General features: G+C 45.5%; 17 protein-coding genes. 4 read left to right on the forward strand and 13 right to left on the reverse strand.

Annotated features, from left to right (window positions below):
* The first annotated feature begins 216 nt into the window (after positions 1 to 216).
* On the forward strand, positions 217 to 1,962 hold the full coding sequence (radD, locus tag Nant_RS14440) for a DNA repair helicase RadD (RefSeq protein ID WP_054342365.1): 1,746 nt from the start codon (positions 217 to 219) through the stop codon (positions 1,960 to 1,962).
* Between the two features lie 30 nt (positions 1,963 to 1,992).
* On the opposite strand, the gene thrH is transcribed toward radD, so the two are convergent.
* The 4 genes from thrH to rluC all read right to left on the reverse strand — a co-directional run bounded on the left by thrH (position 1,993) and on the right by rluC (position 5,912).
* The gene (gene thrH, locus Nant_RS14445) at positions 1,993 to 2,610 is read right to left on the reverse strand and encodes a bifunctional phosphoserine phosphatase/homoserine phosphotransferase ThrH (protein WP_054342366.1); all 618 of its coding nucleotides are present in this window, start codon (positions 2,608 to 2,610) and stop codon (positions 1,993 to 1,995) included.
* A gap of 102 nt (positions 2,611 to 2,712) precedes the next feature.
* Positions 2,713 to 3,687: an HTH-type transcriptional regulator CysB gene (cysB, locus tag Nant_RS14450; RefSeq protein ID WP_054342367.1), complete on the reverse strand. Its 975-nt coding sequence runs from the start codon at positions 3,685 to 3,687 to the stop codon at positions 2,713 to 2,715.
* A 150-nt stretch (positions 3,688 to 3,837) separates the two neighbouring features.
* Entirely contained in the window at positions 3,838 to 4,926 is a 1,089-nt protein-coding gene (locus Nant_RS14455; protein WP_054342368.1) for a DNA-binding protein, read from the reverse strand.
* Positions 4,923 to 5,912: a 23S rRNA pseudouridine(955/2504/2580) synthase RluC gene (gene rluC / locus Nant_RS14460; RefSeq protein WP_054342369.1), complete on the reverse strand. Its 990-nt coding sequence runs from the start codon at positions 5,910 to 5,912 to the stop codon at positions 4,923 to 4,925. Before rluC ends, Nant_RS14455 begins: the two co-directional genes overlap by 4 nt.
* Positions 5,913 to 6,369: 457 nt before the next feature.
* Between rluC and rne the strand changes: the two genes are divergently transcribed.
* Complete coding sequence (gene rne / locus Nant_RS14465) at positions 6,370 to 9,366, forward strand: ribonuclease E (protein ID WP_076495954.1); 2,997 nt, start codon at positions 6,370 to 6,372, stop codon at positions 9,364 to 9,366.
* Positions 9,367 to 9,480: 114 nt separating this feature from the next.
* Here the strand turns inward: rne and speE are convergent, their stop codons facing one another.
* The 3 genes from speE to prmB all read right to left on the reverse strand — a co-directional run bounded on the left by speE (position 9,481) and on the right by prmB (position 12,754).
* Positions 9,481 to 10,335, reverse strand: coding sequence for a polyamine aminopropyltransferase (gene speE / locus Nant_RS14470; RefSeq protein ID WP_054342371.1), 855 nt, complete (start codon positions 10,333 to 10,335; stop codon positions 9,481 to 9,483).
* 355 nt (positions 10,336 to 10,690) lie between these two features.
* Entirely contained in the window at positions 10,691 to 11,785 is a 1,095-nt protein-coding gene (gene aroC, locus Nant_RS14475) for a chorismate synthase (protein ID WP_054342372.1), read from the reverse strand.
* Between the two features lie 51 nt (positions 11,786 to 11,836).
* Positions 11,837 to 12,754: a 50S ribosomal protein L3 N(5)-glutamine methyltransferase gene (prmB, locus tag Nant_RS14480; protein WP_054342438.1), complete on the reverse strand. Its 918-nt coding sequence runs from the start codon at positions 12,752 to 12,754 to the stop codon at positions 11,837 to 11,839.
* 72 nt (positions 12,755 to 12,826) lie between these two features.
* Between prmB and Nant_RS14485 the strand changes: the two genes are divergently transcribed.
* Both Nant_RS14485 and folE read left to right on the forward strand, forming a co-directional pair.
* Positions 12,827 to 13,393: a Smr/MutS family protein gene (locus Nant_RS14485; protein ID WP_054342439.1), complete on the forward strand. Its 567-nt coding sequence runs from the start codon at positions 12,827 to 12,829 to the stop codon at positions 13,391 to 13,393.
* 87 nt (positions 13,394 to 13,480) lie between these two features.
* Entirely contained in the window at positions 13,481 to 14,020 is a 540-nt protein-coding gene (gene folE / locus Nant_RS14490; RefSeq protein ID WP_054342373.1) for a GTP cyclohydrolase I FolE, read from the forward strand.
* Between the two features lie 57 nt (positions 14,021 to 14,077).
* Here the strand turns inward: folE and Nant_RS14495 are convergent, their stop codons facing one another.
* From Nant_RS14495 to Nant_RS14520, 6 genes are read right to left on the reverse strand one after another with little or no spacing between them, the layout of a single operon-like run.
* Positions 14,078 to 14,962, reverse strand: a complete 885-nt coding sequence (locus Nant_RS14495) for a patatin-like phospholipase family protein (RefSeq protein WP_054342374.1) — start codon at positions 14,960 to 14,962, stop codon at positions 14,078 to 14,080.
* Positions 14,959 to 15,810 (reverse strand): DUF4892 domain-containing protein, encoded by an 852-nt coding sequence (locus Nant_RS14500; RefSeq protein WP_054342375.1) that lies wholly within the window; start codon positions 15,808 to 15,810, stop codon positions 14,959 to 14,961. The genes Nant_RS14495 and Nant_RS14500 overlap by 4 nt, the downstream gene beginning before the upstream one ends.
* A 58-nt stretch (positions 15,811 to 15,868) precedes the next feature.
* Entirely contained in the window at positions 15,869 to 16,705 is an 837-nt protein-coding gene (locus Nant_RS14505) for an alpha/beta hydrolase (protein ID WP_054342376.1), read from the reverse strand.
* A gap of 40 nt (positions 16,706 to 16,745) precedes the next feature.
* On the reverse strand, positions 16,746 to 17,195 hold the full coding sequence (locus Nant_RS14510) for a SixA phosphatase family protein (RefSeq protein ID WP_054342377.1): 450 nt from the start codon (positions 17,193 to 17,195) through the stop codon (positions 16,746 to 16,748).
* Complete coding sequence (locus tag Nant_RS14515; protein WP_054342378.1) at positions 17,196 to 18,227, reverse strand: NAD(P)H-dependent glycerol-3-phosphate dehydrogenase; 1,032 nt, start codon at positions 18,225 to 18,227, stop codon at positions 17,196 to 17,198.
* Positions 18,228 to 18,247: 20 nt separating this feature from the next.
* Positions 18,248 to 18,484: a hypothetical protein gene (locus Nant_RS14520; protein ID WP_054342379.1), complete on the reverse strand. Its 237-nt coding sequence runs from the start codon at positions 18,482 to 18,484 to the stop codon at positions 18,248 to 18,250.
* Positions 18,485 to 18,993 lie beyond the last annotated feature (509 nt).

Here is an 18,993-nt window from a genome sequence, read left to right on the forward strand (position 1 = left end):
TTTCTTTTAAAAAACAGATAAACAATGCCTGCAGCTTATCCCCTCAGACCTGAACAAAAGCTGGATTTTACCGCAGTGCACAATAAAAAATACGTTATACCCTAAACCCCCACAATAACAGATCAATAATAAATAATTATGGTAGCTTTTATCAAAATTTAAACCTGAAACGAGAGATATTTTTACTCTCCTGACAATTGTCCGTATGATTTGCGAATGAAACCTTTTACGCTCAGAGACTATCAGCAAGAAGCTGTCGACCTCACCATTCAGCACTTTCGTCAAAGCAATGACTCAGCTGTAATAGTACTCCCCACAGGTGCCGGAAAAAGCCTGGTTATCGCGACCCTGGCCAAACAAGCACGCGGTAAGGTCTTAGTATTAGCTCACGTTAAAGAACTAGTTGAGCAAAACCATCATAAGTTTACTGAACTAGGCATAGATGCAGGTCTGTATTCCGCAGGACTAAAACAAAAAGAAACTCACCATAACGTTACTTTTGCCAGCATCCAATCCATTTCGCGGAACCTTGAAGCACTAGGCTCTGCATATTCACTGCTGGTTATTGATGAGTGCCATCGTCTAAGTGACGATGCAGACAGCCAATACCTAAAAACCATCTCACACCTCAAAAGCCTCAACCCTAACCTCAAAGTATTAGGACTGACAGCCACGCCTTATAGAATGGGACTCGGCTGGATTTACCAATATCACTATCGCGGCTATATCCGCAGCAATGAACCAAGACCCTTCAAGCACTGTATTTATGAGCTACCTTTACGCTATATGATAACCAAAGGCTATCTTACTCGTCCGGAAGTTATTGATGCAGCGATAGCGCAGTATGACTTTTCATCTATTACGCCTAATGCATTCGGGCAACTACCGGAGAAGCCGGTCAATGAACTACTGACTCGCTGCAAGCGAGTCACTCAAGCCATTATCCAACAGGTAGAAACTCTCGCAGCCAACCGACAAGGGGTAATGATTTTTGCTGCCACTGTTCTACATGCGCAGGAAATTACCAGCTACCTCCCTGCGAACCAAACAGCACTGATTACCGGCGAGACGCCTCATGCTATCAGGGATGAATATATACGCGCATTTAAGCAAAAAGAACTTAAATATTTAGTTAATGTATCTGTCTTAACGACAGGATTTGATGCCCCTCATGTTGATGTGATCGCCCTACTCAGGCCCACCCAATCAGTTAGTTTATACCAACAGATTATAGGCCGAGGGCTACGCCTGAGCCCCGACAAAGAGGACTGTTTAATCATCGACTATGCAGGTAATAATTTTAACCTTTTCCATCCGGAGGTAGGTGAACCTAAACCCAACTCGCAGTCAGAACCCGTGCAGGTATTTTGTCCTCTCTGCGAATTTTCCAATATTTTTTGGGGAATAAAAGATGATAACGGGTTCGTCATCGAACATTACGGACGACGCTGCCAACACGCAGAAAAAGATGAAAAAGGAAAAATCACTCGCTGCGAATATCGCTTTCGTTTTAAGAGCTGCTCTTATTGCGGGGCTGAGAATGATATTGCTGCCCGACAATGCCACCAATGCAGTAAAGCGATTACTGATCCGGATGAGCAACTAAAAAAAGCGTTACAACTAAAAGATGCGCTCATATTACGCTGCGCAGGCATCAGCATCGAAGCCTCTGACGTAAAAGTAATAGTCACTTATCATGATGAGCATGGAGAATCGCTGAAAGAAAGTTTCAATTTTAGCGCCCCTGCACAACGCTACATTTTTAATCAGTTTTACGGCCGACGCTTCAAAAACAGTACCCAGCCTATGAATTTCAGCACAGTAGAAGAGGTCATGAAAAATCAACAAAACCTTACCTCTCCGGACTTCGTTATTGCCCGTAAGAAAGGAAAATTCTGGCGCATACAAACGAGGATATTTGATTACGAGGGTAATTTTCGTAAAGCCAATCAACTCAACTGACAGACTTTACGAATGGCTACTACGACAAAATCACAGCGTCAAGTCACGGCAACTTGCTGTCAAAAATTCTTTTTTCAGATCGTCAAACGTATGCACTGCCGGAAATTGTGGAAACTCATCAATAACATTCTGAGGAGCATGAAACAAAACACCTGCCTCTGCCTGCATAAGCATAGTGGTATCGTTATAAGAATCACCCGCAGCAATCACACGGTAATTAAGTAATTGAAAAGCCCGCACCGACTGACGCTTCGGGTCTTTCTGTCGTAAGGTATAATCAGTTATGCGACCATTCTCATCGACTTCAAGCTTATGACATAATAAAGCAGGATAACCTAGCTGCTTCATTAACGGTGCTGCAAAATCATAGAAGGTATCAGAAAGAATGATGACCTGAAAACGCTCACGTAGCCAGTCGATAAATTCACGTGCACCGTCAAGAGGCTTCAAACGGCTAATGGTATCCTGAATTTTCGGCAATTTCAGACCATGCTCATCTAAAATCCGTAACCGCTGCTTCATCAGCACATCATAATCGGGAATATCACGCGTCGTTGCTTTTAACTCATCAATGCCGGTTTCTTCAGCAAACGCAATCCAAATTTCTGGTATTAAGACACCTTCTAAGTCAAGACAAGCCAATTCCACAAGCAACTCCTTAAACGAAAATTTCAGTAAATATTGACTGCAATATAATTTTTCTTATACCACGGGCAATGCAGTCCCTAATCCATAAGGACTAACATTCCATTAAAGATCAGGTAATACCTGATGCGCAAATAACTCATCTATTTCAGCACGGCTATTACATTCCAGTACGCGCTTAACGACATCCTTAGTCAAATGCGGTGCAAACAATTCAATAAATTCATACATATAACCACGCAAAAAAGTACCTTTACGGAAACCGATTTTGGTGGTGCTTGCTTCAAACAAATGACTGGCATCCAAGACAACTAAGTCTTTATCAATTTCAGGCTCATAAGCCATAGTAGCGACAATACCTACCCCTAGATTGAGACGTACATACGTTTTAATGACATCAGAATCTACCGCCGTAAACACCACTTTAGGTTCCAGCCCTTCGCGTGAAAACGCATCATCAAGCTTAGAACGTCCCGTAAAGCCGAATACATAAGTAACAATCGGAAATTCAGCAAGGTCATTGAGAGTTAACTTTTGAATCTGAGTCAACGGGTGATCTTTTGGTACAATTACCGACCGATTCCAGCGGTAACACGGCATCATAATCAAATCGGAAAAGTGCGTCATCGCTTCAGTAGCAATGGCAAAATCCACAGTACCATCAGCAGCCATCTCCGAAATTTGCATCGGCGTCCCCTGATGCATATGCAATGAGACATCAGGGTAGGATTTAATAAACTCAGTAATTGCTTTCGGCAACGCATAACGCGCCTGTGTATGCGTAGTCGCTAAAGCAAGACTGCCTTTTTTCTCATCACTGAACTCTTGAGCAACCTGCTTGATACTTTCTACTTTTTGTAAAATTTGACCCGCCACTTCAAGGATCGCTTCTCCTGCGGGAGTAACACGGGTCAGATGCTTTCCGCTGCGGGCAAAAACCTCAACACCTAACTCATCTTCCAGCAAACGAATCTGCTTACTGATACCCGGCTGGGAAGTATATAAACTTTGAGCGGTCGCCGACACATTCAAATCATGACGGGAAACTTCCCATATATAACGCAATTGTTGCAGTTTCATGTCAGATATTCCGCTCAGATTAATTCTTTACCGTACCACTGTGTAATAGACCGTTCATTACCAGACTATTTATACAATTATCTTTATACAACTATTATATACAAGATGTTCTTATAACTGTAAAGAATAACAAAACAGCAGTGCTCTCATTTATAGCCGTGCATTAAGCCTACGTATTTCTTCGTCCTGAGAAATAATGCGTTTCTCAATATTCGCAATACGTGACAGCGTTCTGGTCAATTCTTCATCTTTATCTTTCACTTCTTTACGCAAGCTATTTTCCCGTCGACTCCAATCTGTCGTGGAGTTGAGTTGCTTTTGATTAAGGCGTTTAATCTCATTATCCAATTCACGACCTTTATCTTCTAAACGTTTAGATTTATTCGTTTCCGCTAAAAGCGCTGAGGTACAACGGGATAGTTCCCGGCTTTGCAATGCAGCATCTTGCTTAAGAAGCTTAAGTTCGGCCTCCTGGCTACGCACCTGAGTACGTTGCGTGTCGATTTTCACTTCCTTTTTTGCCACCTCAGCTTTGATATCATGAAGCGACTTGGTCAGAACAGATTCTTTTTTACCAATTTCATCACGTAACTTTTCTAACGCGTTTTTATAGTACTTAGCATCGACGTCCGCTTTACTTATCGCGTCCAGCATATGACGCTGCTCATCTTTAATGCGCTGATCAAATGTTCTTTTTGAATCTTCGTATGTTTTGCGTAAATGAGCCAATTCATGCTCAACATTAGAACGAATTTGCTCTTCTTGTTTGCGCATTGTCGATTCTGATGCCAATCCTGATTTCAATACAGAAAGTTCAGCGTCAATCGACTTATTCACAGCCTGAAGTTCCACCGACTTCAGGCTTTGCTCCCGCAGCTTATTTTCAAGATCTTGCTGGCGATATTGCATCTCTTTAATGGTATCGTCAGATATTCGCCCAGCCTCTTCGAAATGCATGCCGGTGCTTTTTTGCTCAGAAACCAAACGAGAACCAGCCTCATCAACTGCTTGTTGCCAAATTTTCCCAAACGCCAAACTCAATGAATCAGGAACATCCGGAACGTAGACGCCATCCTGCCCAAAGCTAATACGCGCAGATAAATCCTGCTTCCAATTTTGCAGATGAATCAATACTTTCTCAGCATCGATCTGACAACTTGCACTCACAGCTTCCGGCGTTGGCTGCTCTCCAGATGCCAGTATGCGATCAGCACAACGATAAACCTGATCCTTTATCATTCAGACGCCCCTTGAAATATTTTGTTCTGTTGATCAGCCAAGCGCTCCAGCGCTTGAGTCAAAGACTGCTCTAAGGGTGCTTTAACCTGTAATCTCTCACCGTCAGGCAACTCCACATCTAACATGGCCGAATGCAGAAAAAGCCGGCGAATCCCTTGTTTCTTCATATCGCGGTTTATAGATTCAACGCCATATTTATCATCACCAATAATGGGATGCCCTGCAAACTGAGTATGCACACGAATTTGATGCGTGCGCCCCGTGACAGGTTTAGCTTCAACTAATGTAGCCAGAACACCGAACCGGCGTAAAATTTTAAAGCGCGTTAAAGATGCTTTCCCATCGGGCTGAACTCTGACAATTCGCTCACCGGATTGCAGTTCATTTTTACGTAACGGCGCATCGACTGAATGATCTTTAGATTCCCAACGCCCCACTACTAACGCATGATAAATTTTATTGACCCGATTCTGGCGTAATGCTTCATGCAGGTGACGCAGCATACTTCGTTTTTTAGCAATCATAATACAACCCGATGTATCACGATCAAGCCGATGCACTAACTCCAAAAAACGCTCTTCTGGCTTCAACTGACGCATCGCTTCAATCAGCCCCAGATTAATACCACTACCACCATGAACAGCGAGACCAGACGGCTTATTAATAACGATTAACGCCTTAGATTCATATAAAATAGACTGTTCAAGTAACTCAAGCAGCGCTTTACCTACAATAGGCACTTCATTCGGTTCAGCCACTCTGATCGGCGGGATACGAATAATGTCACCACCCTGAATCCGGCCATCCGGCTTAATTCTCTTTTTATTAACACGCACTTCACCCTTACGCACGATGCGATAGATCATGCTTTTAGGAACGCCCTTTAAGGCGGTACGCAAGAAGTTATCAATGCGCTGTCCCGCTTGATCTTCTTCTACTTCGATATAACGAACGCCGTTAGCGGCTGGCTGATTAGTATCTGACATTGAGGAAATCATGTTCTCGATTGATGCTGTATGGGTTAGCTGCTATATTGTACCGTCGCCGAACGCTGTTGGCTTTAGCTATTATTAAAAAATAGACAACGGGCTGATGTGAAAACATGTTTCACTCACGCCAACTCTTAACAAAACAGCCCGGCAGTATTTAATAAAGTTTTTAAGAGAGTGCATTACCCCCTGAACATCTCCTGCTGGATTTGATTGGAGGTGGGGACGCATTAACAGCCTGGAACCTACGATTTTATAGCGTAGAAACCAACACTTAGAAGAAGAACAGTGGCTGTTTTTTCCTCCACCGCAGATGCATTTGCGCAGTACTATCATCTATAGATACTGGCATCCTCAATGTTGATCGACATCGTATGATTGAATCGTGTAACGTTTTCACCAGATGGATCGGACAGGTTGAAGTGCGCTCTCTGTAATAGAGAATTAATTTAAAATGAAAAGAATGTTGATCAACGCAACTCAACCCGAAGAGCTGCGTGTCGCGCTCGTAGACGGCCAACGCCTTTACGATCTGGATATTGAAGCTGAGAGTAGGGAGCAGAAAAAAGCAAATATATACAAGGGGAAAATCACCCGCGTAGAACCCAGCCTTGAGGCTGCTTTTGTTGATTACGGCTCCGACCGACACGGCTTCCTTCCATTAAAAGAAATTTCACGTGATTACTTCACTAAACAGCCGCAAAGAGGAAACCGTCCGAGTATTCGTGACGTCCTCAAAGAAGGCACTGAAGTCATCGTACAAGTTGATAAAGAAGAACGCGGCAACAAAGGCGCTGCACTAACTACTTTTATCAGCTTGGCTGGTCGCTATTTGGTTTTGATGCCAAATAACCCACGTGCGGGCGGCATTTCTCGTCGCATTGAAGGTGATGAACGTACTCAGCTTAAAGCTGCTTTAGATGGCGTTAATATCCCGGACAAAATGGGTATCATCGTTCGCACAGCCGGCGTAGGCCGATCTTCACAAGAGCTTCAGTGGGATCTTGATTACCTCAAGACACTCTGGGAAGCGATAGTAGAATCCAGCGACAAACCGGCTTCTTTCCTGATTTATCAGGAAAGTAACGTCGTTATCCGTGCTATTCGCGATTACCTGCGCGCCGACATTGGTGAAGTACTGATCGACAACGAAGAAGTTTATCAAAATGCTTTGCAGTTCGTTCAACAGGTCATGCCCTCGTACGAAAGCAAACTAAAACTCTATGCAGAACAAACGCCTTTATTCAATCGCTTTCAAATTGAAAGCCAAATTGAAACGGCTTTTGAACGTGAAGTACAACTTCCTTCAGGCGGATCTATCGTTATAGATCCAACGGAAGCGCTGGTATCCATTGATGTCAACTCAGCCCGCGCAACTCGTGGTAGTGATATAGAAGAAACCGCACTGCAAACCAATTTGGAAGCGGCCGAAGAAGTATCTCGTCAGTTACGTTTACGTGACATTGGCGGCCTGGTTGTTATTGACTTCATTGATATGACACCGATTAAGAACCAACGCGCTGTTGAAGACAAACTCCTTAACGCATTGAAACTTGATCGCGCTCGCGTACAGATGGGACGAATCTCCCGATTCGGGCTACTTGAAATGTCACGCCAACGCTTGCGCCCATCCCTGACGGAAAGCCGTGGCGTTGTATGCCCTCGCTGTAACGGACAAGGCTCGATTCGCGATACTGAATCACTCGCGCTTTCAATCATGCGTTTAATTGAAGAAGAGTCATCTAAAGATCGCACGGCGCAAATCAGAGCTATCCTGCCGGTGACTGTGGCAACCTACCTGCTGAACGAAAAACGCAGCATCATTCACGATATCGAACTTCGTAATGATATGCGTATTGTTATCGTGCCTAATCCTAATATGGAAACGCCTCATTATGAAGTGGTGCGTTTACGTGATGATCACACTATCACAACCATAAATGATGCTAGCTATACACTACAGCCTGAGCCTGAAACTGAGTCAGAAGATCTGGCCCGCACACCGCCACTGAAACGTGAAACTGCTGCTGTACGTAGCGTTCCACCTTCATCTCCAGCACCTACTGAAGCAGCCGCTAGCATCTCTCCTGTTACAGCAACCGTTGCGCCTCAGACACAGAAACAGAGCCAGCCTGCAACTAAAACAACAAAGTCAGCCGCTAAGCCTGTTAGCGTTGGCTGTCGTATCATGTCGGCTCTTCGCTCATTATTCGCAACACCCGAAAAGAAAGAAGAGACACCTGCCACAGCACCCAAGGAAAGCTTTAACAAAAAAAGCAGCCCTCGGGACAATAACAGCCAGCGCAACCGCAAACCACGCCGCAATGGCCGGGATACAACTGACCGCCAGCGTTCTGCCAAGCAACAGGATGAAATTATTACCGTCATGCCAGATCAAGCGCATCAGGCAATCGGTACTACTGGCGCAGCCAGCGCCAACACAACCACTCAGACAGATGACGATAAAAACGGCAAACCGCGCCGTCGCCGTCGCACACGCAAAAACGGTGATGAAAAGCCCGAAATCACGAAAGAAAGCAAAGAGAACAAAGAGACAAAAACAGCAGACGCTCCTAAGGCTATTGCTGAAGAGCCTGCAAATGAGCCTCGCAGCCGTAATCGCGGTCGTCGTCGCAGAAACAACGAACGTACAGCCGAGCGTACACTGGTAGCAGATTCTGAAGCGCTAATCCCTGATACTGAGGAATTAGCGATTACAGCAAACACGCAACCGGCTGCTGAAGAAACTAAAAAAGCACTAGAAACCAACGAACCCACAACAGAAGTAGTTGGAACGACAGAAGCCCCTGAGCCTGCAGAAACAGCATCTGAATCTGCTGAAGCAACAGAAGCGGTCAAAGCAGCAGCTGAACCGGCTGAAGCCGCAGAATCTATCGAAGCTGTAGCTGAACAGGCTGAAGTCGCAGAACCTGTCGAGGTTGTAGCTAAACCTACTGAAGTCGCAGAATCTGTCGAAGTAGCAGCTGAACCAACTGAAGTCGCCGAATCTGTCGAAGTAGCAGTTGAACCAACTGAAGTCGCAGAATCTGTCGAAGTAGCAGTTGAACCAACTGAAGTCGCAGAATCTATCGAAATAGCAGCTGAACCGACTGAAGCCACCAAATCTGTCGAAGTAGTAGCTGAACCGACTGAAGCCGCCAAATCTGTCGAAGTAGTAGCTGAACCAGTTGCCTCCACTGAAGCAACTGCAGTAACAGAGCCTGTAGTAACAGAACCTACTGAAACAGCAACAGTTGCAGAACCTGCTGTAGCTGAGACAATTAAGCCTGCTGCTGTATTAGCAGAACCGACTGAAACAGTTGATTCAACTCCTGCAGAAACTACAGCCCCGCCTCGAAGAGTTCGCCGCACCAGCCGCGCACCTAACGACCCACGTGAAATTCGTCGCCGCCAGGAAGAAGCAGCGAAGCAGAATAGCACTAGCGAATAAGCTTCAGCGTCGGATAACATCCGGCGCCCTTCCTATTCAGGTGCAAAAAAACGCGTAAAAAAACCGGCTAATGCCGGTTTTTTTATCCTTAGAGAAAGCCCAACCCTAATAGGGTTACACTTCTTCTAAAGCCTCAACCACGTATTGCGGCAACGCAAAAGAACCCACGTGCATCTCAGGGTTATAGTAACGCGTCTTAATCCCTGATTTAGCAAAACGCTGCTTCACAGTATCCAGATCCAATGCACGCAAGCCTGCATTATCAGAACCCCATGCCAGCGTCATAAGACCACCAATATATGTCGGCACAGCCGTGCAATAGAAGGTCTGATCCGCAAAATACGGACTTAAACGACGACGCGTAGTTTGCACTTCATCTACCTGCATGAAAACAACACCATTCTGTGCTACAAAGATTCCGCCTTCAGTAAGACAATTCTTACAGCCTTCATAAAAACGACTACTGAAAAGAACCTCACCAGGCCCTACAGGATCGGTGCAATCTGAAATAATCACATCAAACTTTTCGCTAGTCTCACAGACAAACTCAATACCATCAGCAATCACGATATTGGCACGCGGATCATCATAAGCCCCATCGGAATGCTTCGGCAGGTAAGTTTTGCACATATCAATCACAGACTGATCAATCTCCACCTGCGTTGCATGCTCGACCTCAGAATGCTTCATAACCTCACGAAGAATACCGCCATCGCCACCACCAATAATCAATACACGTTTAGCGGCCCCATGCGCAAACAAGGGCACATGCGTTAACATTTCATGGTATGTAAACTCGTCACGCTCAGTGGTTTGAATAATGCCATCCAATGCCATAACGGTGCCGAACTCTTTATTCCTAAAGATGACAAGGTGCCAGGAATCAGTCTGTTGCTCGAATAAGACTTCTTCGACAGCGTAGGACTGTCCATAGCCATCATAAAGTGTTTCAAGAAAGGTAGTAGTCATTATCAATCCATTTTTTGCGTAAAATTTATCGACTTTTATCTATCAATAATTATTTATCAACAACAAAAGTCACTTAAAACACTGTAACACTCAAGCTTTCTCAGCATAACCATGCACCCATTATTACCCTACTGCATAACCACCCGAAGGTAATAAGTACATGACATGTTCGACCAGAAAACAAAATGCCCAGCCTAAGACTGGGCACGCAAAGCAACGTAGCTTATAAACTCTTCCTCTAAGCTCCTCTTCTAAGCCCAGGCGTCAAACAGTAACTCAAAACGCTGCTTTGTTAGTCAGAGCTGAAACGTAACCTCAGCAAGCTGTAACACTTAAGGCCTAACCAGCAAAAGACTTAATCTGTAATAACAGGCGTACTACATTTCACATCAGCGTTCTGCGCGCGATGTCGCAAGAAGTGATCCATTAACACCATCGCCATCATCGCTTCAGCAATAGGAGTCGCCCTAATACCCACACAAGGGTCATGACGACCTTTGGTGATCACTTCAATGGGCTCACCCTTAATGTTAACACTGCGGCCCGGCAACCTAAGACTGGACGTTGGCTTGAGAGCGATATGAGCAACAATCTCCTGACCGGTTGAAATCCCACCTAAAATGCCCCCAGAATGATTAGACAGGAAACCTTCAGGCGTCATCTCATCCCGATGCTCTGTGCCTTTTTGTTCAACCACAGCAAAACCATCACCTATTTCAATTCCTTTAACGGCATTAATACTCATTAGCGCATGCGCTAACTCAGCATCCAACCTGTCAAATATTGGCTCACCCAACCCGACCGGCACACCTGAAGCGACGACAGATATTTTTGCACCTACTGAATTCCCTTCTTTTCGAAGGTCGTCCATATACACTTCCATCAGCTTTGCCGCATTAGCATCCGGCGAGAAGAAAGCATTTTGATCGACCTGATCCCAGTCGAAGTTTGCATAATCGATAGTGATTGGCCCTAATTGAGACAGGTAACCACGAATTTCAACTCCTTTACTGGCCAGATACTTCTTGGCAATACCTCCGGCTGCTACTCGCATAGCCGTTTCACGCGCCGAAGAACGACCACCACCGCGGTAATCACGGAAGCCATACTTGTGCGTATACACGTAGTCAGCATGCGCCGGACGGAACGTTTCAGCGATGTTAGAATAATCTTTAGAACGCTGGTCTGTATTTTCGATCAGCAACCCAATGGAGGTACCTGTGGTTTTACCCTCAAAGACACCGGAGAGAATTTTCACTTCATCCGCTTCACGACGCTGGGTCGTATGACGAGACGTGCCGGGCTTACGGCGATCAAGATCACGCTGCAAATCGGCTTCTGATATCTCTATCCCCGGAGGACAGCCATCAATAATACAACCGAGTGCTGGCCCATGACTTTCTCCGAAGGACGTCACCGTAAACAGTTTCCCAAAACTATTGCCCGACATTATCTATACTTCTCTCTTATTTAATGCTGCTGAATAATTATAGCGCCCGAATCAGAATTCGTCGCGATAATGCTTTAACTCTTGTGCTGCAATCACAAACACGCCATTGCCACCCTCAGGCAACTCCGCCCAGATAAACGGAATATGAGGGAACTCTGCCATGAGGTGAATCTCACTGTTACCTACCTCAACCACTAAAAGCCCGTCCTCGGTCAGATAATCACAAGCCTGGCGTAAAATTGACCGGGTAATATCCAGGCCATCATGGCCTGATGTCAGCGCCAACTCTGGTTCATGCTGATACTCTTCAGGCATACTCTCAAAATCAGACTTATCAACATAAGGTGGATTCGTAACAATTAAGTCATATTTCTGACCATGCAACGCCTCAAACAGATCACTCTGAATAGCCGTCACCCGCTCTTCCAGCTCATGCTGCTCAATATTACGCTGCGCTACATCCAGAGCCTCTGTTGATATATCAACCAGATCAACAACAGCTTCCTCAAACGCATACGCGCAGGCAATACCGATACAACCACTGCCCGTACATAAATCAAGAACACGCTCGACCAGACCCGGTCGTAAAAACGGTGAAAATTCCGTCTCGATCAACTGCGCAATCGGTGAGCGCGGAATCAACACACGCTCATCCACATAAAAGGGCATACCCATAAACCACGCTTCTTTTGTTATATAAGGCAAAGGTTTACGTTCTGCTACGCGTTGACGGACAAAGTCGATCACACGCATTTTTTCAGACGTCAGCAAACGGGCATCAAGCACCGTTTTATCGCTATTCCAGGAAAGATGAACGGCCGCCATTACCAATTGCACAGATTCATCCCAGACACTGTCATTACCGTGCCCCAGATAAACCTTATGCTCGTTCAGTAAACTGCACGTCCAACGTATAAAATCTCGAACTGTTTTTAATTCAGTTACAACCTGCTCTTGATCAATCATCATAACTATCGGGATAATACCTGTAGCTGGTTTAGTTAAAGCCAGACAGTTTAATGAATTCATGTGCTGGGTGCTATGTCTGACAAAATAAACTCTGGTACGGCTTGTCCAGAAATCTCTTTTATCGAGATAATGAGTGATGTGTCGCCGATCAAACACGACAAAGTTGTGTTGCGTACTAATGGACCACTGCGCAAGGATAAACAACGCGCTTATCATCGCTCCATGGCTGAAGCCGAAATAGAGCAGGTCATCGATGGGCTATCGAGCGAAGTTGTTGCCATTGTGGAATCTGATGAGGAACTGATATTCGCCGCTCCGGGGATACAGCTCAGAATGATGAAGCGCCTCCGCAAAGGTCACGTTCCCTGGGAAGCAGGTATCGATCTGCATGGCATGAGTATAGACAGCGCCCGAAATGAGTTAAGCCTGTTTATCCGCGATGCGCAGCGTCAGAGCATGCGCTCTGTGATAGTCATCCACGGTAAAGCTTTCAGTCAATCAGGCCAGCAACCCATTATTAAATCCTATGTTAATGACTGGTTACGGCAACTCCCTAATGTACTGGCGTTTTGCTCGGCACAGCCCAAAGACGGTGGATCAGGTGCTCTCTATGTATTACTAAAGCAGACCAAACAATAATTTACACTGCCTACTTTACGAAACTGTCATGTTCGCGTAACTTAGCAACCTTTTTTGGCTAATTAGTACTGAGGATTATCACCAGTGATGGAAAAAGCATACGCTACCATTATCGAACAGGTAGGCGAAGACCTGAGTCGTGAAGGCCTGGTTGACACGCCTGCCCGCGCGGCAAAAGCAATGGCCTACCTAACTCGCGGATACAAACAAAACCTCGAAGAAGTCGTCAACAATGCTCTCTTTCCTTCCGATAATAGTGAAATGGTCCTTGTTAAGAATATAGAATTGTACTCTCTGTGCGAACATCATCTATTACCCTTTATCGGCAAAGCGCATGTGGCCTACATTCCTGATGGAAAAGTCATCGGATTATCCAAGATTGCACGTATCGTTGATATGTACGCCCGGCGCTTACAGATTCAGGAAAATATGACAAAAGAAATTGCTGAAGCAATTATGTCTGTTACCGGCGCTAAAGGCGTTGGGGTGGTGATAGAAGCCAAACATATGTGCATGATGATGCGTGGTGTTGAAAAACAAAATGGATCAATGACAACATCAATGATGCTGGGAACTTTCAGATCTAAGCCTGAAACCCGATCCGAGTTCCTTTCGCTACTGTCTTAACACATAGAGAGATACGTCAGTCATCATTGACCCGCCTGGCAGTCACATGAACAGGGCCTATTCTTTACGGGCCCGCTCTTCTAAAGCATCTAAGCTCTCATTAGCGACTTTCCTGCCCACTTCTATCACTTCTCTGGCCCGATGAAAGTCATGAAAACGGCAGGTTTCTGTTGGAATATTCATCAACACATCGGGACTGTAACCTGCAATTTTGTATTGACTTAGCGCGCCCTGCATAACTTCCAGTGAGCACATAAGCACATCCAGATTACTATCCAGCTTAAACTTGTTTTCATAATTCTTCTCACCATTTTTTTTAAGAATGGAAGCCATAGCAACACTATCAGGAACAGTAGGAATTAAGGATAAAGCACGAGGTAATTGCACCTCAGGCATCGCAGGACTACTGTTAAGATCTACTGCAATAATCAGATCTGAGCGCGCTGCTACAACCGGGATAATGGGCAGGGGATTAAGCACACCGCCGTCAACCAATACCCGGTGAGCATCGACAATAGGCGCAAACACTCCAGGTACAGCCACTGACGCCCGAATGGCAGCCTGTAATGAACCGCGCTGAAACCAAACTTCTTTGTGGTGAATAATATCTGTCGCTACCGCCGTAAAGGGAATCCGTAATGTCTCGATACCTGGATCGCCAGCAAGATCTGTAATCTTCTGAAACAGCCGGTCACCACGAATAGTACCCAGCCCAAAAGTCAGGTCCAGTAATCGGAGAATCTGTAACCTAGACAATCCCATAACCCATTCCCTATAAGCATCAAGGGCTCCCGCTGCATATAAGCCACCCACCAAAGCACCCATTGAGCTGCCCGCTATACAACTGATGTGGTAACCTCTTGCCTCCAGTACTTCAATGACACCAATATGCGCATATCCTCTGGCCCCACCGCTACCGAGAACCAAAGAGACACTGGTCATGGCAGTGGTCTATCTGAAACCAGCACAACCACCCATTGATTCTGCTTAAGCACCGAAGGAGCCAGCGCGCCAACAGAGGCTACTGTCACACCTGATATATCATTGCTGTTTAATAACTGGCGCAACTGTTCGGATTTTGTTTCTGCCAGCGTCTTAGCAGATGCCAACGTATCACCCCTATGATGCACCACCAGCACAATCTCCGACGTATCACTTTTAAGCTGATCTACCAGCGCTTTTAACAAGTCCATATCAGGAAGCGTATTCTCTGAAAGCTGAACATAACCATCGTTCTTTACAACAGCAGTCATGCGTGCGGCTAAATCAGTTTCAAGTATATCGATATGCGCATAAACCCTGTGAGTACCCCGCTCAACAGTATAAATTGCGACCGTGACGCCTGGTAATTGCGCGGCCAGATAATACTGCGAGTGCTCCACGCCATACAGCCTCGAATAACCAAACACGCTATTCGCCCAATAATTACTACCGCCACACTCTCTTCCATTACAGGCAAAGAGTTTCTCTGCATTGCGCCGTTCCAGCTGAGCTGCAAAATACTTCATGATATTACGGGTGGTATTTCCCTCAGGTATCCGGTAACTGATACGAGTAAGACTCCCTGTTAAACGCATCTCGCGCTCAGGACCTTCCACACCATTAACCACCTCAATACCGCCTAACGGCAATGAATAATCAGATAATGGCTGCCGCTGATAATTGACAATCGACGAACCTCGAAACCGACTGAGTAAATTATCATCAGCAGATCCGGCAACATCGTCTTCAGCCAGCGCAATCGATGAACACACTACTAATATGAAAGAAAAAATTCTTGTTAACCACATGTACAGACAACCTTTTTATACTTTTAATGAGTTAGAATATTTTTTATAAAAAATGCAATCAATGGCTATTTTTAATATCTTCCGCAATACTTCTGGCTGCCGCTGACTCAAGATGCAAATGATGATTACCTTGCAACCGAACAATTTCCACGTCCGAAATAAGCTTCACCCGCTCACCCCATAAGTCATCATATATACCAGTATCACCCAGATAAAGCCTGACCGGCACAGTAATAGCTTGCAGAAAAGCACCTACCTGAGACTCACTCATGCGTAAAAGCGAAGGCAACATAAGCCCGCGATCACTTCTCCATATATATCCTTCAGGCGTTTGCTTTAACCCTCTGTCTATTAACCATTCAGCAGCTTGTCTGTTAACCGGCCAACGGCCACTCATACGAACATCGATGGCTGATTCTTTATTCGGATAGGGTCTGAGTTTTTTAGCCTTCATCTTGCTACGCTTAGTAATCGCATCAGCCATGAGCACAGGCAGCTCCGCAGCCTCGTAAACGAGCGGAGCCAAACCTTCAATAAGAAATAGTTTTTCAACCCTCTCGGGAAAAGCACCCGCAAATAACGTAGCAATACTGGCACCCATTGAATGCCCTAGCAATGTGACTTTTTCCAAACCAAGCTGATCTATTATCGCCAGCACATCGCTGACATTATCCCAGATATAATAAGGCATAGACGCCGGACGATGATCAGTATAACCATGCCCCATTAAATCTAACGCTATGAAGTGATAATCGTCAAAGTGCTGTCGCATTTCATTAAAGGTAGCTGCATTATCCAGCCATCCATGCAATGCCACGATGACACGCGACTGCCCTACACCCGATTCAAGTGCATGCAGTACCAATTCGTCTAGTTTAAATTGTCTTTCATTCATAACGATAAAGTAGCAGAGCTTTAGACATAAAGCTTCTGAATTATAGAGGCAAACGGATCGCGGATGCTCTACCCGGCCAGAGTATGTCTAATACGACTAACTGCCCTGGTAATAGAGGCTCAGGTGAACGAATGTCACCCTCAATAAGGAAAGGTACCGCATAACCAATAAGCGGCTGATGCGTGACTACCAACAGATTTTCAACCCAGTGCTCTTCTAACGCGAGCATGGCATCATTGACAGAAGCTTCTGGAGACCAACGGTCATCGATTACGAGATCGGCACCAGGCTTACATGCTTTAAGTAACAACGCGGCGGTTTGTCTGGCACGAAAGTATGAACTACAAACAACCTTATCAACCCTTGCCAGATTTTTCTCATAACGGGCCATCTGCTCCCCGATATACACAACACCTGACTCGGTTAGAACGCGTTCACTATCACTGGGAGCATCCCAGCCGGCCTCACCGTGACGCATCAGAATTAACATTTATACAGCGTCTCTTGGCAAGACAAACTCCACATCTGAACTTTGCTCATTCATCATCAACGCCTTAACGACTTCTTTTACAGGCGCACCGTTAAAAACAACTTCATACAAGCCAGAGACCAGCGGCATATAAATCTGCATTTCGTCGGCTTTGACTTTGATGATCCGAATCGTATTAACACCTTCAGCAACCTCACCCAAAGACTCTACAGCCTCTTCAAGTGTTTTACCGCCACCTAACGCAAAGCCCACCCGATAGTTCCTACTCAAAGGAGACGAACAGGTAACAATCAAATCTCCAACGCCGGACAGCCCTAAAAATGTCATGGGATTAGCACCCATACTCACCGCAAACCGGCTCATTTCCGCCAGACTTCGGGTTAACAGCATACTTTTAGTATTTTCACCCACACCTAACGCGGCACTTAGCCCTGCCGCTATGGCATAGATATTTTTAAGCGTGCCGCCTAATTCAACGCCATACATATCAGAACTGGCATACACCCTAAAGTAAGACTGATGCAATGCCGATTGTACCTGCGTACGCAAATCTTCGTCATCACTTGCAATCACGGTAGCCGTGAGCTGATGCAAAGCGACTTCTTTGGCTAAATTCGGCCCACTCAAGACGCCAACCTTGGCATCGGGTAATTCATCCTTAAGAATCTGACTCATCAAGCTAAAGGACTCTCCCTCGATACCTTTAGTGGTACTGATAACCCGCTGACCCGCCGGCATGAAAGGCTTTGCCAACTGCACAACAGAACGAAAACTCTGACTCGGTATGGATACAAATACCAAGCACGCATCCTTAAGAGCCATCTCAATATCGGTTGTTGCGCAAAGCGATTCAGACAGCGGGTAATCAGGCAGATAACGAGAGTTAACATGCAGCCGGTTAATCTCTTCGGCTCTTGCAGCATTACGCATCCACTGCGAAACCTGAATCCCCTTTTCAGCCATGATATTAGCGATCACAGTGCCAAAACTACCACCACCTAACACCGCAACTTTCTGCTGCACTGCTTTCATGTTAAAACCCTTATCACAGTTTATTCATCGTTCTTATGCTGATCAACGATACTATCCAACAGCCTATCGATACCTTTAAATATAAAGATAATAAAGCTATAAGACACTACCGATACCGCCAGGAAAAGCAACAATTGTGTTACGTCTCCTGTTCGTTGAAAACCAGCCACAGCAAAAACAGCAAACAACGCGCTAATTACAATCGCTAATATCCGTGCAATTAAACGCGTTTTATGCCGATCTTCAGACACCTTCATGAGTTTTCACATCAGTGTCATTGACTGCAGAGTCCTCTGCTTCAGCTACCTCTTTAGTAATCTCTTTGGTAACCTCTTCAGCCGAATCGACAATCGAATCAGTCGCCAGTTCTTCTGAACTATGCTCAACAACAGGCAAAGCCTCAGCAACGTCGCCTGAAACCTCTACAGGCACTTCTACAAGTACAACGTCAGAAACAGTCTCTAATACGATATCCGAAACATTTTCAGGTTCCTTCTCCACGGTGTCGACTAACACGTCAACCACAACAGATTCAGCCTGACCATCAGCAACAACCGCTTCGGCTTCTACTGTCTGCTTAGCCGACTCTGTTGAGGCAATATCATCTGCTACCTCGGCGCTATTGACCTGCTCAGCTTTTACCGGATCAACGTCAACTTGTTCCGTTTCGACTTGTGCTATTTCAACAACAGGTTCGACTTCAACAACAGGCTCAGCTTCAGCGTCAACAACAGGCTCAACCAGAACCGGTGCCGGTGCCGGTGCC

The organism is Neptunomonas antarctica (genome assembly GCF_001305295.1).
GTDB classification, from domain to species: domain Bacteria; phylum Pseudomonadota; class Gammaproteobacteria; order Pseudomonadales; family Balneatricaceae; genus Neptunomonas; species Neptunomonas antarctica.

Bases quoted from the DNA above. Each gene is read 5' to 3' on its own strand.
- radD (WP_054342365.1), top strand. From the start codon at position 217: ATGAAACCTTTTACGCTCAGAGACTATCAGCAAGAAGCTGTCGACCTC.
- cysB (WP_054342367.1), bottom strand. From the start codon at position 3,687: ATGAAACTGCAACAATTGCGTTATATATGGGAAGTTTCCCGTCATGAT.
- Nant_RS14455 (WP_054342368.1), bottom strand. From the start codon at position 4,926: ATGATAAAGGATCAGGTTTATCGTTGTGCTGATCGCATACTGGCATCT.
- rluC (WP_054342369.1), bottom strand. From the start codon at position 5,912: ATGTCAGATACTAATCAGCCAGCCGCTAACGGCGTTCGTTATATCGAA.
- rne (WP_076495954.1), top strand. From the start codon at position 6,370: ATGAAAAGAATGTTGATCAACGCAACTCAACCCGAAGAGCTGCGTGTC.
- speE (WP_054342371.1), bottom strand. From the start codon at position 10,335: ATGACTACTACCTTTCTTGAAACACTTTATGATGGCTATGGACAGTCC.
- aroC (WP_054342372.1), bottom strand. From the start codon at position 11,785: ATGTCGGGCAATAGTTTTGGGAAACTGTTTACGGTGACGTCCTTCGGA.
- prmB (WP_054342438.1), bottom strand. From the start codon at position 12,754: ATGATGATTGATCAAGAGCAGGTTGTAACTGAATTAAAAACAGTTCGA.
- Nant_RS14485 (WP_054342439.1), top strand. From the start codon at position 12,827: ATGTCTGACAAAATAAACTCTGGTACGGCTTGTCCAGAAATCTCTTTT.
- folE (WP_054342373.1), top strand. From the start codon at position 13,481: ATGGAAAAAGCATACGCTACCATTATCGAACAGGTAGGCGAAGACCTG.
- Nant_RS14495 (WP_054342374.1), bottom strand. From the start codon at position 14,962: ATGACCAGTGTCTCTTTGGTTCTCGGTAGCGGTGGGGCCAGAGGATAT.
- Nant_RS14500 (WP_054342375.1), bottom strand. From the start codon at position 15,810: ATGTGGTTAACAAGAATTTTTTCTTTCATATTAGTAGTGTGTTCATCG.
- Nant_RS14505 (WP_054342376.1), bottom strand. From the start codon at position 16,705: ATGAATGAAAGACAATTTAAACTAGACGAATTGGTACTGCATGCACTT.
- Nant_RS14510 (WP_054342377.1), bottom strand. From the start codon at position 17,195: ATGTTAATTCTGATGCGTCACGGTGAGGCCGGCTGGGATGCTCCCAGT.
- Nant_RS14515 (WP_054342378.1), bottom strand. From the start codon at position 18,227: ATGAAAGCAGTGCAGCAGAAAGTTGCGGTGTTAGGTGGTGGTAGTTTT.
- Nant_RS14520 (WP_054342379.1), bottom strand. From the start codon at position 18,484: ATGAAGGTGTCTGAAGATCGGCATAAAACGCGTTTAATTGCACGGATA.